The sequence below is a fragment of the Cryobacterium sp. SO1 genome (assembly GCF_004210215.2).
GTDB lineage: Bacteria > Actinomycetota > Actinomycetes > Actinomycetales > Microbacteriaceae > Cryobacterium.
In genome coordinates this window covers 878,857-892,066 of sequence record NZ_CP067394.1, presented here as the reverse complement: position 1 = coordinate 892,066, position 13,210 = coordinate 878,857, and the positions used below count along the sequence as shown (strand labels likewise).

The 13,210-nt window shown below is 68.9% G+C and carries 11 protein-coding genes; 4 read left to right on the top strand and 7 right to left on the bottom strand.

The features are described from left to right. The first annotated feature begins 2 nt into the window (after nucleotides 1-2). The gene (locus BJQ95_RS04150) at nucleotides 3-1,043 is read left to right on the top strand and encodes an asparaginase (protein ID WP_130179258.1); all 1,041 of its coding nucleotides are present in this window, start codon (nucleotides 3-5) and stop codon (nucleotides 1,041-1,043) included. Nucleotides 1,044-1,069: 26 nt separating this feature from the next. On the opposite strand, the gene BJQ95_RS04145 is transcribed toward BJQ95_RS04150, so the two are convergent. Continuing rightward, nucleotides 1,070-1,735 carry a cob(I)yrinic acid a,c-diamide adenosyltransferase gene (locus BJQ95_RS04145; RefSeq protein WP_165385035.1) on the bottom strand — a complete coding sequence of 222 codons (666 nt, stop codon included), beginning with the start codon at nucleotides 1,733-1,735 and terminating at the stop codon, nucleotides 1,070-1,072. Between the two features lie 133 nt (nucleotides 1,736-1,868). On the opposite strand from BJQ95_RS04145, the gene BJQ95_RS04140 reads away from it, so the two are divergent. Beyond that, nucleotides 1,869-3,593: a BCCT family transporter gene (locus tag BJQ95_RS04140; RefSeq protein WP_205750257.1), complete on the top strand. Its 1,725-nt coding sequence runs from the start codon at nucleotides 1,869-1,871 to the stop codon at nucleotides 3,591-3,593. Here the strand turns inward: BJQ95_RS04140 and BJQ95_RS04135 are convergent. The 4 genes from BJQ95_RS04135 to BJQ95_RS04120 are packed head-to-tail and all read right to left on the bottom strand — an operon-like array spanning nucleotide 3,590 to nucleotide 7,731. Then, entirely contained in the window at nucleotides 3,590-4,399 is an 810-nt protein-coding gene (locus tag BJQ95_RS04135; protein WP_240694949.1) for an ABC transporter permease, read from the bottom strand. The genes BJQ95_RS04140 and BJQ95_RS04135 overlap by 4 nt on opposite strands. After that, nucleotides 4,396-5,313 (bottom strand): ABC transporter permease, encoded by a 918-nt coding sequence (locus BJQ95_RS04130; RefSeq protein WP_130179256.1) that lies wholly within the window; start codon nucleotides 5,311-5,313, stop codon nucleotides 4,396-4,398. The genes BJQ95_RS04135 and BJQ95_RS04130 overlap by 4 nt, the downstream gene beginning before the upstream one ends. Continuing rightward, a complete protein-coding gene (locus BJQ95_RS04125) occupies nucleotides 5,314-6,516 on the bottom strand; it encodes an ABC transporter ATP-binding protein (RefSeq protein WP_130179255.1) in 1,203 nt (400 codons plus the stop codon). 3 nt (nucleotides 6,517-6,519) lie between these two features. Then, nucleotides 6,520-7,731: a PotD/PotF family extracellular solute-binding protein gene (locus BJQ95_RS04120; RefSeq protein WP_130179254.1), complete on the bottom strand. Its 1,212-nt coding sequence runs from the start codon at nucleotides 7,729-7,731 to the stop codon at nucleotides 6,520-6,522. A gap of 271 nt (nucleotides 7,732-8,002) precedes the next feature. On the opposite strand from BJQ95_RS04120, the gene ald reads away from it, so the two are divergent. Next, on the top strand, nucleotides 8,003-9,118 hold the full coding sequence (ald, locus tag BJQ95_RS04115; protein ID WP_130179253.1) for an alanine dehydrogenase: 1,116 nt from the start codon (nucleotides 8,003-8,005) through the stop codon (nucleotides 9,116-9,118). A gap of 33 nt (nucleotides 9,119-9,151) precedes the next feature. After that, nucleotides 9,152-9,460, top strand: a complete 309-nt coding sequence (locus tag BJQ95_RS04110) for a hypothetical protein (protein WP_130179252.1) — start codon at nucleotides 9,152-9,154, stop codon at nucleotides 9,458-9,460. Nucleotides 9,461-9,486: 26 nt separating this feature from the next. Here BJQ95_RS04110 and BJQ95_RS04105 read toward each other — a convergent pair whose 3' ends face one another. Together BJQ95_RS04105 and BJQ95_RS04100 are read right to left on the bottom strand one after the other, a co-directional pair. Next, complete coding sequence (locus BJQ95_RS04105; protein WP_256041520.1) at nucleotides 9,487-12,489, bottom strand: FtsK/SpoIIIE domain-containing protein; 3,003 nt, start codon at nucleotides 12,487-12,489, stop codon at nucleotides 9,487-9,489. 114 nt (nucleotides 12,490-12,603) lie between these two features. Next, the gene (locus BJQ95_RS04100) at nucleotides 12,604-13,143 is read right to left on the bottom strand and encodes an FHA domain-containing protein (protein WP_240694948.1); all 540 of its coding nucleotides are present in this window, start codon (nucleotides 13,141-13,143) and stop codon (nucleotides 12,604-12,606) included. Nucleotides 13,144-13,210 lie beyond the last annotated feature (67 nt).

Here is a 13,210-nt window from a genome sequence, read left to right as displayed (position 1 = left end):
CCGTGACGACGTCGACGACGCCCGCCGCGTTCGGCGCGGCAGCGCCCGCCACCGCCGGAACCATCGAAGTGATCGACGCCGTCGAGCTGGCCGTCGTGGAACGCTCCGGTTTCATCGAGTCCCGCCACGCCGGTGCGGCCGTGGTGCTCGGCAGTGACGGCGCGGTGCTCCGCGCCCTCGGCGACGTCACCGCGCCGGTGTTCCCCCGCTCGTCGATGAAGCCCTTCCAGGCCATCGCGGTCATGGCCAGCGGCGTGGTGCTGCGCGGGGAGGACGCCGCGATCGCGACGTCCAGCCACTCCGGCACCCAGAAGCACACCGACCTGGTGCGGGGACTGCTGGCCCGCGCCGGACTCTCCGAGGCCGACCTGGGCTGCACGCCCACCTGGCCGGGCGACTCCGGCACCCGCGATTCCCTGGTGCGCCAGGGCGCCGGCCCGGCCCCGATCTACTCGGATTGCTCGGGCAAGCACGCGGCGATGCTCGTGGCGTGTGTGCAGAATCACTGGCCGGTCGCCGGGTACCTCGACCCGGAGCATCCGCTGCAGAAGCGCATTCTCGACGTCGTCGAGCGCTTCACCGGCGAGCGGCCGGCGGCGAGCGGCGTCGACGGGTGTGGCGCCCCGGTGCACGCGCTGTCCCTGACCGCCCTGGCCCGCGGGATCGCCCGCATCGCCACGTCCAAGTCGAGCTCACCGTTCGCCATCTACCGCGAGGCCGGGTTCCTGGCCGAGGCGGTACGCGAGAACGGCTGGGTCATCGCCGGGCCCGGCCTGCCGGACTCGATCGCGATCGAGCGGCTGGGCCTGTTCGTCAAGGGCGGCGCGGAGGGCATCATGGTGGCCTCAGCCGACAACGGTATGACCGTGGCGCTGAAGATCCTCGACGGCAACCTCCGGGCGGCCACCATCGTGGCCCTGAGCCTGCTGGCGGATGCCGGTGCGGTACGCCGTGCCGACATCGATGCGATCGTGCCCGAGCTCAAGCTCGCCGTGCACGGCGGTGGCCAGCCCATCGGCCAGATCCGCGCCAGCTACGTCTAACCGTTCACGAAAGCGGTCGGCGCCGATCAGGCCGGGGAGGCGGGGTCCATGTCGGCTGCGTCGGCAGGCTGGGCGGCGGCGCCGTCTTCCTGCGCCATAGCCAGCGCCGACGCCTCCGGCACCCACTGCATGTCACCGTGCTCGGCGTTTGCGCCCCGGGCGAGCACAAACAGCAGCGTCGACAGCCGGTTCAGGTAGCATGCGCACAGCGGATTGACCAGGGACGGATGCGCCTCCACGGCGACCCAGACAGCCCGCTCGGCTCGCCGCACGACCGCACGCGCCTGGTACAGCAGCGAGGCGGCGACGGTGCCGCCGGGCAGCACGCGGCCACTGAGGTCGGCGGCATCCGGCTCGAAATGGTCGACGGCCCGCTCGAGGCGGGTCAGGTGTGATTCTCGTATGCGCGCGGTCGCGGGCTCGGCAGCGTCCAGCGGCACGGCGAGGTCGGCGACCAGATCGAACAGGTCGTTCTGCACGCTCGCCAGGGTGGACGTGATCCCGATCGGCAGGTTCCCGACGGCCATGACCACACTCACCAGCGCGTTGGCTTCGTCGCACTCCTCATAAGCGGCGACGCGCACATCGGTCTTGGCCACGTCGCCGTGCCGACCGAAGGTGGTACGTCCGGAATCACCTCGACCGGTATACAAAGAGGGCCCAGCAGTTCCGGATTCATCGAGTTCAGCCATATCTGCCACTATAGTAATGTCCCCTGAACACACGTACCGTTGATTCAGACCACGGGCCGTTGCTTTCGACACTGCTCCGCCAATTGTGCACAATGGGAGGTGATCGGAGCCTGTTCGGTCGGCAAGGAGCACCATGTCCAGAGGAATATCCGACGACGACATCGAATCCGTGATTGGGGACGCTGTCGATGAACCCGCCCGCACAGGCTGGGCCACTGTAGACAAAACAGTCTTCGGCGTCTCCTCCGGAATCATCGTGGTGGTCTGCCTGCTCGGCGTGTTCTTCACCGATGCTGTGGGCGCCGGGGCGTCAACAGCCCTGGGTTGGGTCACCAGCAACCTGGGCTGGCTGTTCATCCTGGGGGCCTCCGGCTTCGTGGTCTTCGCGCTGGTGCTGGCGTTCGGCCGGTACGGCAGCATCCCGCTCTCCCGCGAGGGGCAGAAAACCGAGTTCTCGACGCTGTCCTGGGTATCGATGATGTTCAGCGCAGGCATGGGAATCGGGTTGATGTTCTACGGCGTCTTCGAACCGGTCACCCACCTGGCATCGCCGCCGCCGTTCGTCGACGCGGAGCCGAACAGCCCGGAGGCTGCCAACGCGGCGATGGCGTATACCTTCTTCCATTGGGGTCTGCATCCGTGGGCGATCTACGCGGTGGTCGGCCTGGCACTGGCCTACTCGACCTACCGGATGGGACGCGGCAACCTGATGAGCTCCCCGTTCCAGGCCATCTTCGGCAGGGACCGGATCGTCAACAAGGGCTGGGGCAAGCCCATCGATATCCTGGCGATCATCTGCACCAAGTTCGGCTCGGCGACGTCCCTCGGGCTGGGTGCGCTGCAGATCGCGGCCGGCTTCTCGCTGCTGACCACCGGCGAGTTCGCCGATGACCCGGGCACCGCCCTTCCGATCATCATCATCTGCGTGCTCACGGTGGGCGTGGTGTTCTCCGCCGCGAGCGGGCTCGCCAAGGGGATCAAGTGGCTCAGCAACACGAACATGGTGCTGTCCGCCGTGCTCGTGGTGTTTGTCTTCGTGGTCGGCCCGACGGTGTTCATCCTGAACCTGCTGCCCTCGGCCGTCGGAGCGTACCTAGCCGATCTCGTCCCGATGAGTTTCCACTCGGCGGTGTTCGGCGGCAGCGACTGGCTGGCCAGCTGGACGATCTTCTACTGGGCGTGGTGGATCTCCTGGACCCCGTTCGTCGGCACCTTCATCGCCCGGATCTCCCGCGGCCGCACCATCCGCGAATTCGTCCTCGGCGTGCTGCTTGTGCCGACGGCGGTCAGCATCCTCTGGTTCGTCGTGTTCGGCGGGGCCGGCCTGCATCTGCAGCTGGGCGGCATCGACATCGCCGGCACCGGCAGCGAGGCGGCCGGGTTCTTCGCCGCCCTGCAGCAGTACCCGTTCTTCATCGGCTCTGCCCTGGTGGTGATGGTGCTCACTGCGGTGTTCTTCGTCAGCGGGGCGGATGCCGGCGCCCTCGTGCTCGGTACGCTCTCGAGTCGCGGCCGCAAGGAACCGTGGAAGCCCCTGGTGATCTTCTGGGCGGTGCTCACCGGCGCCGTCGCAGCGGTGCTCCTGTTCGTGGGCGGTCTGGGGGCGCTGCAGACCTTCACGATCCTGGCGGCGACCCCGTTCGTGCTGATCATCATCGGCCTGTGCGTGTCCCTGTATGTCGACCTGCGCCGCGACCCGTTGCGTAAGCGCACCGTCGGGCCGGTGCGCACGTCCTCCGAGGTTCTGGGCACGGTGCCATTCACCAGGCCGGCCACCGACGGCGACGGCGACGGCGACGGCGACGGCGCACCGTCGGATGCCGTGCCCCTGCCCGTCGACGACGACGAACGAAACTAGCCGAGGCGGGCCTGGCGTTTGGCGCGAGCGGCGGCGGCGACCTGCGCGACCACCACGATCACCAGCGCCAGGATGAACACCGCCGATGCAACCACGTTGGCCTCCGCCGGGATGCCGCGCGACGCCGAGATATAGATGTACTTCGGGAATGTCGTCACCGCGCCGGAGTTGAAGTTCGTGATGATGAAGTCGTCGAAGCTCAGCGCGAACGACAGCAACGCGGCCGCCAGGATGCCGGGCAGCAGCAGCGGGAAGGTGATCCGCGCGAACACCTGGCCGGGCGAACCGTAGAGGTCCCGGCCGGCTTCCTCGAGCGCCGGGTCCAGACCGGCGACGCGGGCCTTCACCGTCACCACCACGAAACTGATGCAGAACATCGTGTGCGCCAGGATGATCGTGAGCATGTCCTTGGGCACGCCGAGCGAGAGGAACTGCGCGGCCAGACCGGCGCCGAGCACGACCTCTGGGGTGGCCATCGGCAGGAACAGGAGCAGGCTGGTGCCTGCCCGGAACTTGAATTTATAGCGCACCAGGGCGATCGCGATCATGGTCCCCAGGGTCGTAGCGATCACGGTCGCGGCCAGTCCGATGATCAGGCTGTTGCCGAAGGCCTCGCAGACGGCCCCGTTCTGCACCGCGCAGACGTTGAGCCACTTGTCCAGCGTGAAGCCGCGCCAGGTGATGTTCGACTTCAGCGAATCGTTGAACGAGAAGATGAAGGTGTACACGATCGGCACCATCAGGAACATCAGCGCCAGCGCCGTATAGAGCGGCAACAACCATTTGCCCAGGGAGAGTCGGGTCACAGCAGCTCCTCGGTTCCGCTTCGCTTCACGTAGACGCCCACCATCACGAGAATCACCGTCATCAGGATGATCGACAGCGAAGCCGCCGCCGGGTAGTTCAGCAGCACCAGGAAGTTCGCCTCAATCACGTTGCCGATCATCTGGGTGTCCGCCCCGCCGAGAAAGTCGCGACTCGCGTTGATGTAGTCGCCGGCGGCGGGGATGAACGTGAGCAGGGTGCCCGCCACGATGCCCGGCATCGACAGCGGTATGGTGACGGTGCGGAAGGTGTGGAACCCGCTGGCGTAGAGGTCGTTGCCGGCCTCGAGGTAGCGCAGGTCCAGCCGTTCAAGGGTCGTGTAGAGCGGCAGCGTCATGAACGGGATGAAGTTGTAGGTGAGACCGAAGATCACCGAGAACGCCGTGCCGGTGAGGTGCGCGTCCGGAGCCAGCAGCGACACCGCCTTGAGCGAGGTCACCAGGAATGACTCGTCGGAGAGGATCTGCTTCCACGCCAGGGTGCGCAGCAGGAAGCTGATGAAGAACGGCGCGATCACCAGCACCAGCATCAGGCTCTGCAGCAACGGCCAGCGCCGGGCGGTGACCCCGATGAAGTAGGCCAACGGGTAGCTGAATGCCAGCGCCAGCACCGTCGCGATGAGCGCGTATCCGAAGGAGCGCAGGATGTGCGGCCAGTACTGCTCGATCACCGCCACGTAGTTTTCCCAGCGGAACGCGTAACTGTACATTCCGATGTCGCCGAACTCGCTCGGCGCCTGCAGAGACGTGAGGATCAGCGAGACCAGCGGGGCGAGGAAGAACAGCACCAGGTAGAGGATGCCGGGTAGCAGCAGGAGCAGCGCCACCTTGCTGCGGCGGCGCGGCGGCGCATCGGTGGGCGGTGCGGCCGTGCTGGCGAACGCGGCGAACGCCATCTAGGCCTCCTCGAGCTCCGTGACGAGTGCCGCGTGACGCTGCGCCGCGATGCTCTTGGTGGTGGTGTCGGCCACGAACTTGGGGTCGGGCGCGACAGGGTCGTCGTCGAGGCCAAAGCCGTGTTCCACATTCCAGGTCACCCAGACCTCATCCCCCTCGCCCTCGACCGGCCCGAAGGAACGGTTCTGTTCGAAGACGATGAGGATGCCGACGCCAGGCACGGTCACCAGGTACTGGGTACTCACCCCGGTGAAGGACACATCCGTCACCCGGCCGGGGCCCATCACGTTGCTGCCGGCGTCGGGAGTCGGTTTGTCGCGGTGCAGGCTGAGCTTCTCCGGGCGCACGCCGATGGTGACGTCACCGGTGTGCCGGTGCGAGCGGGTTTTAGGCACCACGATGCTGCGGCCGGCGATGTCGACGGCGATGGCCGTGCCGGTCTCCCCCACCACCGCTCCGGTGAACAGGTTGGACTGGCCGAGGAAATTGGCCACGAAAGCGGTCTTGGGCAGTTCGTAGAGCTGCTCCGGCGCGCCCAGCTGCTCGATCCGGCCCTTGTTCATCACCGCGATGGTGTCGGCCATGGTCATGGCCTCCTCCTGGTCGTGGGTGACGTGCAAGAAGGTGAGACCGACCTCCTCCTGAATGGCCTTGAGCTCGAGTTGCATCTGCCGGCGCAGCTTGAGGTCGAGCGCGCCGAGCGGCTCGTCGAGCAGCAGCAGGGCCGGCCGGTTCACGATCGCCCGGGCCAGCGCCACCCGTTGCTGCTGCCCGCCGGAGAGCTGCACGGGCTTGCGGGCGGCCAGGTGGTCGAGTTCGACCAACCGGAGCGCCTCGTGGGCTTTGCCGAGCGCATCCGCGATTTTGCGGCGGCGCAGCCCGAAGGCCACGTTCTCGAGCACCGTCATGTGCGGGAAGAGCGCGTAGCTCTGAAACACCGTGTTCACCGGTCGTTGATAGGCCTTCTGGGTGGTGACGTCCTGGCCGCCGATCAGGATGCGGCCATCGGTGGGGTCCTCCAGCCCGGCCACCAGGCGCAGGGTGGTGGTCTTCCCGCAGCCGGACGGGCCGAGCAGGGCGAAGAACGAGCCGGCGGGAATGACCAGGTCAAGGTGTTCGATGGCGGTGAAGCCCGGGAACCGCTTGTGGATGCCGACCAGCTCCAGGTCGGCACCCCGGTCGGCGAACGCGCCGCTCGACACGGCTCAGGCCCCCAGCAGAATGCTCTGGAATTGGGCACCGTAGGTTTGTTCCTCGGCGCCGGTGAGGGTGCGGAACACCTTCGCTTTGGCGAGGGTGGCGTCGTCGGGGAAGATCAGCTGGTTCTCGGCCAGCTCAGGGTCTATTTCCATGGCCGCTTCCTTGGCGCCCGCGACCGGCGTGATGTAGTTCACGTAGGCGGCGACCTCCGCTGCGACGGCCGGGTCATAGTAGTAGTTGATCAGCGCTTCGGCGTTAGCCTTATGTGCGGAGCCGATCGGCACGACGAAGTTGTCGTTCCAGATGGTGCCGCCCTTGTCCGGCACCACGAAGCCCCACTTGTCGCCGTTTTCGGCGTTGAGCTGGACGATGTCGCCCGACCAGACGATGGCGGCGAGGCTGTCGCCGTTGACCAGGTCCTCCTTGTAGGAGTTGCCCTTGATGTTGCGCACCTGGCCGTCGCTGACCTGCTTCTTGAGCACCTCGATCGCGGAGGTGAATTCCTCGTCGCTCCAGTCACCGGAAATGTCGATGCCCGCGTCGAGCATGATCAGGCCCATGGTGTCGCGCATCTCCGAGAGCACGCCGACCCGGCCCTTGAGTTCGGGGGTGTTCCACAGTTCTTCGACGGAGCCGATGCCGTCCGGGAGTTTCTCCTTGTTCCAGCAGATGCCGGCGAAGCCGCCCTGCCAGGGCACCGACAGTGCCCGGCCCGGGTCGAAGTCCACGTCCTTAAGGCTGGGCAGGAGGTTGGCCAGGTTGGGGATGTTCTTGTGGTCGAGTTCCTGCAGGTACCCGAACCGGGCGAGCCGGCCGACCATCCAGTCGGTCAGGCAGACGGTGTCGGCGCCGATGTCCTTGCCGAGGGCGAGCTGGTCCTTGACTTTGCCGTAGTAGGTGTTGTTGTCGTCGACGGCCTCGGTGTAGTTCACGGTGATGCCGGTTTCGGCAGTGAGCGCCTCCAGCGTCGGGTAGTTCCCGGCGTCGTCAACGTCGATGTAGAGGGCCCAGTTGTCCCAGCGCAGGGTCTTGTCGCTGCCGGACACGTCCGCCGCCGCGGTCGGCTGGGCCGCGCTCCCCGTCGAACAGGCGGCGAGCGCCAGCGCTGCGGCTCCGGCCCCGCCGGTGAGCAGCGCACGACGACCGAGCTGTGCCTGACTGGCCTGGCGGATGAGCTGCTGGATCATCGGATCTGCGGGCATGGGCCTGTGCGGCATGTCGGTCTCCTTGCAATTCTTCGGTGGCTTCGGAAGCGTCGGGACGACCCGGCCTGCTGCGTGACGAGTGGACCGATACTGGCACAGTCGGAACCAAACCCGCCACAAAATGATCAAAACGTTAACATTCCTGCAATTTTCAACCGATTTCGTCGTCGGCGCTGGTTTGTTGTTAACGGTAACCACGCGGCACGCGCAGTAGGCTGTGCACCCAGGCTGGCCCCCAACAGGCTGTCCCCACCAGGCTGTCCCCACCAGGCTCAGGAGCGTCATGCGAGTTGCAATCCCGCGCGAGATCAAGAACAACGAGTTCCGGGTGGCGATCACCCCGGCCGGCGTGCACGACCTGGTGCTGCACGGCCACGACGTGCTCGTCGAGACCGGCGCGGGAATCGGCTCGTCGATCTCGGATGAGCAGTATCGCGCCGCCGGAGCCACGATCCTGCCGGATGCCCCAGCCGCCTGGGCAGCGGCCGAGCTGTTGCTGAAGGTGAAGGAGCCGGTGCCCAGCGAGTACGGCTACTTCCGGGACGACCTGGTGCTGTTCACCTACCTGCACCTCGCCGCGGAGGCCGGTCTCACCCGGGCGTTGCTGGCGGACGGCGTCACCGGCATCGCCTACGAGACCGTGCAGCTACCCAACCGGACACTGCCCCTGCTGGCGCCGATGAGCGAGGTCGCCGGGCGTCTGGCGCCGATAGTCGGCGCGAACGCCATGCTCAAGCCCAACGGCGGGCCTGGCCTGCTGGTGCCTGGCGTGCCTGGCACCCATCCCGCCAGGGTCACGATCCTCGGCGGCGGTGTCGCGGGCACCGCCGCGATGCAGGTGGCTGTCGGCCTCGGCGCCGAGGTCACCGTCCTTGACACCAACCTCTTCCGGCTGCGCGAGCTGGATGCCCAGTACTACGGCCGGGTCAAGACCATCGCGTCCAATGCCTTCGAGATCGACACGGCGCTCGTGCAGTCCGACCTGGTGATCGGCTCCGTGCTCATCCCGGGCGCCAAGGCACCCAAGCTGGTCAGCAACGACCTGGTGTCGCGGATGAAGCCGGGCAGTGTTCTCGTGGACATCGCGGTCGATCAGGGTGGCTGCTTCGCCGACACCCACGCCACGACGCACACCGCGCCCACCTTCACCGTGCACGGGTCGTTGTTCTACTGCGTGGCCAATATGCCCGGCGCGGTGCCCAGCACCTCGACCTATGCCCTCACCAACGCAACCCTCCCCTACGTGCGCGCCATCGCGAACCTCGGCTGGGCCGCCGCGCTCGCCGCCGATGCTGCCCTGGCCCTGGGGCTGAACACCTACGGCGGCTCCCTCACCAACCTGCCGGTGGCTACCGCCAACGCGTTGCCGTTCCGGCCGCTCGCCGAGGTTCTCGCCTGAGGTTCGAGTCAGCGGTGGTGTTAGATGGAAGCTGTGGGTACACCAACGGATTCATCCAGCGCCAGGGACCGGAAGACCCGGAAGATCCTGGCGGACGCGGAGAAGCGTGATGACGCCGCCGACGTCCGTGACGTCGAGTCGGACGAGCGTGCCGAGGCCGCTGATCTGCAGGCCTTCCTGGATGTCAATGAGAAGTATTCCGGCCACGGAGAGCGCCGGGCGGCCGCTCTGGATCGCACCAGCGCCAAGAGCGACCGGGAGGCCTCCGCCGACGATCGAGCCGAGCTGGCCCACCGTGACGACGCCGACGCCGCCGTCACTGAGGACGACGCTGCGAAGTAGCCCGGGCTGCACGACCGGGCAGGCCGCTACGGCACCGTCACCCGCTGCACCGTTCCGTCCGGCCACACCAGCCAACCTCGCGAGGAGGCGGGGGCGAGTGGCGGTGGCAGGTCTCGCCGGCGAGTCACCAGGCGATAGTCGGCCAGGCTGCAGCCGTCGAAGACCAGCGGCGCCACGCCGCGCAGCCCGCTCAGCAGAGACCAGTGCGCCTGCCAGGTATCGGCATCGCCCACCAGCACGGTGCCGGCGCCGACGTCCGAGACCTCGAGGCGCCCGCCCTGGCTGCCGGCAGCCGGGTGCGCGCCGAGCTCGACGACGTGTGGGAAGTCCGGCGAGCCGGCAGCTCGGATGGCCGCGGCCGACCGCGCGGTGGACCCCGCGATCACCAGCAGCACCCGCGAGTCGGTGCGCGAGGCGGACAGTGCGGACGGCACGACGGCCGGCTCGCCGTGCTGGTAGGCCGCCGGGGCCGCCAGCAACTGGATGCGGGCACCTCGCCAGTGCCCGCCACCAGGCGGCAGGGTGTCGTCGTAGCTGGCCGCGGGTTCCCCCGCGGCCTGGTGCTCGTAGACACTGGGCAGCCGCAGCACCAGACGGCTTTGGCAGAGGGCGGGCAGACCCTGCAGCGCCCCAGTGAGGCGTTGCGCGATCAGCACGAGCCGTAGCCCGCTCTGGCCGCTGTCGCGCAGCAGCCCGGTGAGCAGGTCGAGGGCGGCGGCTCGGTGTTCCTCGCCCCAGCGGGCGAGCACGGCGTCGATGTCGTCGAAGAGCAACACCCGGCATTCCATGCCGGCGTCGTGCCGCCCACCGCCTGCCGGTGCCGGGCCGGCCAGGGCGTCCTGAGCCGCTCTGGCCTGCACCAGGGCATCCCAGCTGGCCTCGACGTCGGCCGGGATGACGTTGACCCGGTGGGCGGCCGGCGGGGCGGACCGGGCCGCGATCGCCGCCAGAAGCGTCGACTTGCCCGTGCCGGCGCCGCCCACCACGAGCAGATGCCCGTCGGCCCGGGGGTCGTACCCGGCCACGCTATAGCGCTGCAGGTGGGGCTCATCGATCAGGCCCAGCACCATCGTCGACGGGGCCAGGTGCCCGGCGAGCGCGGTCACCTGCACGGCGGTCACCTGCTCGGCGGTCACCAGCGGAGGGAGGGGATCGAGCCAGGGCCTCCGCACCGGCGACACCGGGACCGCCTGATCGTCCAGAACAGCCCGGATGTCGTCGTCGTTCGTGGTCGCCACCTGGCAGGACTGGGCCGGAGCCGACCCCCGGCGCAGCACACACCGGCCCGGCCGGCCGGCATCGATGCCGGCGGCCGCATCGGTGCCGATCACGGCCAGGCTGTCGGCGGCGTTGTTCACCCGCAGCGAGAGCCGCAGGCTGCAGTTCGCCAGCAGGGCGTCCCGCATCACGCCGGCGGGCCGCTGCGTGCACAGCACCAGGTGCACCCCCAGGGACCGGCCGCGGGCGGCGATGTCGACGAAGAGCGCGTGCAGGGTGGGAAACGCGCCGAGCATGGTGGCGAACTCGTCGACGACGATGACCAGACGCGGCAGCCGGCCGGCGCTCCGCGGGTCGGTGATGTCGCGGCCGCCGGCGTCCCGAAGCACGCGCTCCCGGTGCCGGAGTTCGGCGGCGAGGCTGGCCAGGGCCCGGAGTGCCTCGCGTTCGTCGAGGTCGGTGATCAGCCCCACGCAGTGCGGGAGTGCGCGCACGGCGTCGAAGGCCGCCCCGCCCTTGAAGTCGACGAGCAGAAAGGTGACCTGGCTCGGCGGGTATCGCGCGGCCAGGGCGCTCACCCAGGTCACCAGGAGTTCACTCTTGCCGCTACCCGTGGTGCCGCCGACGAGGGCGTGTGGGCCATCGCTCACCAGGTCCACGGTCAGCGCTCCGTGCTCCCCCATTCCGATGACGCAGGCCAGGCCGCCCGGCGCGTCGCCGGGACCGGCCGCCCGGCCCGAGCACAGCGGAGCGAAAGCGACGGTCTCGGGCAGGGTGGCCTCCGCGCCGGCCAGACCGGCTGCCTCAGCCTCACGGTGCAGCATCGCGCCGAAGCCGATGATCTGTTGGTCTGCCAGCAGTTGCGGTACGAAGCGCAGCCCAGCCGGATGCCCACCCACGCGAACGAGTTCCGCGTCGCTGGCCCCGTGCACCCACACGAGGGTCGCGCAGCCGGGCGGGAGTACGGCGCCGGTTTCGGCGAGGGTGATCCGGTAGTCACCGCCCGGTCCCCCCGGTTGCACGGGCGGGCTCGGCAGGTTCGGCCGGCCGGCTCGAGTGATGGTCAGCCAGCAGACCGGGGACGCCGCGGTCCGATGTGGGAGTCCGGCCGTCCAGGCCCAGTCGTTGCCGACGGGAGCCCGGATACCCAGTGCCCGGGGGCTGAGCTGGCCGACCAATTGCACCACCACACTGCGGGCGAGGGCTCGGATGAGCAGTCCGGGCCCGACGATCCCGATACCCCCGGCCGGGTCCACCGTGATGGGAGCCCCGGTGAGCACCGCGGCCCTGGCGCGCAACTCGCGCTGCTCCGCATCGCCGCCCTCCAGGCGCAAGCCGCTGGCGAGGTCTCCGGTGCCGAGAACGACCGAGACCGTCGCCGGGTCGGCCCAGAGGGTCGGTTCATGGGCGTCCCCGAGTATCCGGTGCACCGAGGGTGCGGCGTTCCAGGCCTCCCGCCGCAAACGTGCGAGTCCCTGATCGACGGCGGATTCGGCCTCGATCATCTGGGCCGCGTACCCGGCGGTGTCTCTGCGACGCTGCCGGGAGTTGGACCGACGCCCGTCCAGGAGCCCGGCCACAGCGATGACCGGGCTGAGCACAGCGAACACGAGGACCAACGCCGACCCGGTGATCCCCCAGATGAATGCGGCGGCGACCAGCGGCGCCACGCACGCGATGAGCGGGAACCCGTGACGTGCCGGTGCCGTGGGCCGGCTCGGCAGCCGGATCGGGTCGGATGCGGGCAGGTGCGGGGCAGGCAGGTGCGCGGCGGGCAGCTCAGGGCTGGGACGCTCAGGGGCGACGGTCATAACTCAAGCAAACCCGCACAACGTGCTCCGGCGCAGCCGGTCGGGCGCGCCGGTGCACAAACGTGGCGGCGACCGGGCTGTGGAGGAGGCCCGGCTGTGGAGGAGGCCCGGCTGCTAGAGCACCACGAAGAACTGGTCGCCGATTTCGACCCTGGCGCCGCGGGCGACGAGGTACCGGCGGCCGGGTTCGCAGCGCAGCGCAGGAGCCGGCGGGCGCCGCACGACCGTGCCGTTGCCCGAGAACCGGTCGTTCACCCAGAATTCGCCGTCGTGCTGGCCGAACTCGAGGTGGCTCTTGGAGACCGACATGCCCAGATCGGTGATCTGGATCAGGTGGTCGAACCGTTCGGACGGCTGGGGCAGCGGGCGTCGGCCGATGAGGCCGGTGCCGCGCACCGAGACCGTCTCTCCGGTGCTGAACTGCAGGGTGTACCGGGTCGGCTGCACCTTGGCGGGCGCCGACGCGAGGGCGTCGCCGGTGCGGGCCGGACCCTCGGCCGGGAGACCGGTGACCGGCAGACCGGCGCTGGCCGGCCCGTGGGGGTGACTGCCGCCATCCGGCCACAACGGCACCGAGATCACCGTGGACCGCGGCGCGAGCGGCTGAATGATGGTGGTGTCGCTGGGGCGGGGATCCGCGCGCTTGCGGGTCAACGGCGTCGCGGTGGTCGAGCTTCCGCAGCCACCGCAGAACATCGCGCCCGCCGGAAGGTGTGCTCCG

Excerpts from the sequence above, each read along its gene's own strand:
- BJQ95_RS04145 (WP_165385035.1), bottom strand. The coding sequence starts at position 1,735 with ATGGCTGAACTCGATGAATCCGGAACTGCTGGGCCCTCTTTGTATACC.
- BJQ95_RS04140 (WP_205750257.1), top strand. The coding sequence starts at position 1,869 with ATGTCCAGAGGAATATCCGACGACGACATCGAATCCGTGATTGGGGAC.
- BJQ95_RS04130 (WP_130179256.1), bottom strand. The coding sequence starts at position 5,313 with ATGGCGTTCGCCGCGTTCGCCAGCACGGCCGCACCGCCCACCGATGCG.
- BJQ95_RS04120 (WP_130179254.1), bottom strand. The coding sequence starts at position 7,731 with ATGCCGCACAGGCCCATGCCCGCAGATCCGATGATCCAGCAGCTCATC.
- ald (WP_130179253.1), top strand. The coding sequence starts at position 8,003 with ATGCGAGTTGCAATCCCGCGCGAGATCAAGAACAACGAGTTCCGGGTG.
- BJQ95_RS04105 (WP_256041520.1), bottom strand. The coding sequence starts at position 12,489 with ATGACCGTCGCCCCTGAGCGTCCCAGCCCTGAGCTGCCCGCCGCGCAC.